The sequence below is a fragment of the Candidatus Symbiopectobacterium sp. NZEC135 genome, from assembly GCF_025962695.1.
The window spans coordinates 1-1,013 of record NZ_JAGFPF010000708.1 but is presented as its reverse complement, the minus strand read 5'-3'; the positions used below and the strand labels follow the sequence as shown (position 1 = coordinate 1,013).

At 51.3% G+C, this 1,013-nt stretch carries 1 protein-coding gene; it reads left to right on the top strand.

Annotation, left to right across the window (positions count from 1 at the left end; genetic code table 11):
• Nucleotides 1-242 precede the first annotated feature (242 nt).
• Complete coding sequence (locus J5224_RS29895) at nucleotides 243-908, top strand: tellurite resistance TerB family protein (protein WP_264628684.1); 666 nt, start codon at nucleotides 243-245, stop codon at nucleotides 906-908.
• The last annotated feature ends 105 nt before the right edge of the window (nucleotides 909-1,013 follow it).

The following is a 1,013-nucleotide window of genomic DNA, read 5'->3' as shown; positions in this document are numbered from 1 at the left end:
AACTACAAATACTAAAACACTATTTCATTTCGATGGGTGCAGTATACCTTGTCAAAAATAAAGCGCAAATCATCCCAACGTAGAATTGCCTTTGCTGTGGCAAAACCGGGCCTGTGCCACATTTTCATTGTTATACATTACCTGACAAACAACGGGCATAACAGGCTCTACTATGCATAGATACAGGTAATGTTCGCCTGGCGAGCACAGATGATAATGATATCAACAACGGGGAAACGGCCATGAGCCAATGGATGCAGCAGATACAAACGCTCCTGGGAGCTGCGGGAGCAAAAGCGGGTTCGGCAGCGAGCAGCACTAAAAACGGCAACCTGGGCGATATGCTGAAACCTGCGGCGTTTGGTGGGTTGGCCGGGGTGTTGCTGGCGAACAAATCCACAAGAAAGATGCTGGGGTCTCTGGGTAAAAATGCCTTGATCATCGGCGGGAGCGCTGCTGCGGGCGTCATGCTGTGGAATCAATACAAAAAGCGTGTACGCGATACCCACGTTGAGGATGCCGATTTCGGCGCTCAGTCATCCAGCGATAACGTGCGTGCCCGTCGTTTGATCATGGCATTGGTCTTTGCGGCCAAGAGCGACGGGCATATTGATTCGGCAGAGCAGCAACGGATAAAAGAGAACGTTCAAGAGCTGCAACTGGGAGCTGAAGCCGAAACCTGGATACAAGAGGCTATTGACCAGCCGCTGGATCCCGCATTGCTAGCGCGTGGCGTCAAGAATGAGGATGAAGCGTTGGAGGTCTACTTTTTAAGCTGTGCGGTGATTGATGTCGACCACTTTATGGAAAAAAGCTACCTCGGTGCGCTCGCACAGGAGCTGAAAATTCCGGCAGACGTCTGTGAATCGATCGGTAATGAAGTGCAGACCAAGCGAGCCGTATTGTAACGGCGCGGGGAAAGCGTGGACGGTCGGGAAACCGTCCACATGTTGCGCTTAGAACGCGGTGGTATCTTTGAACAGGCCCACTTTTAATTCGTCAGCCGTGTAGAT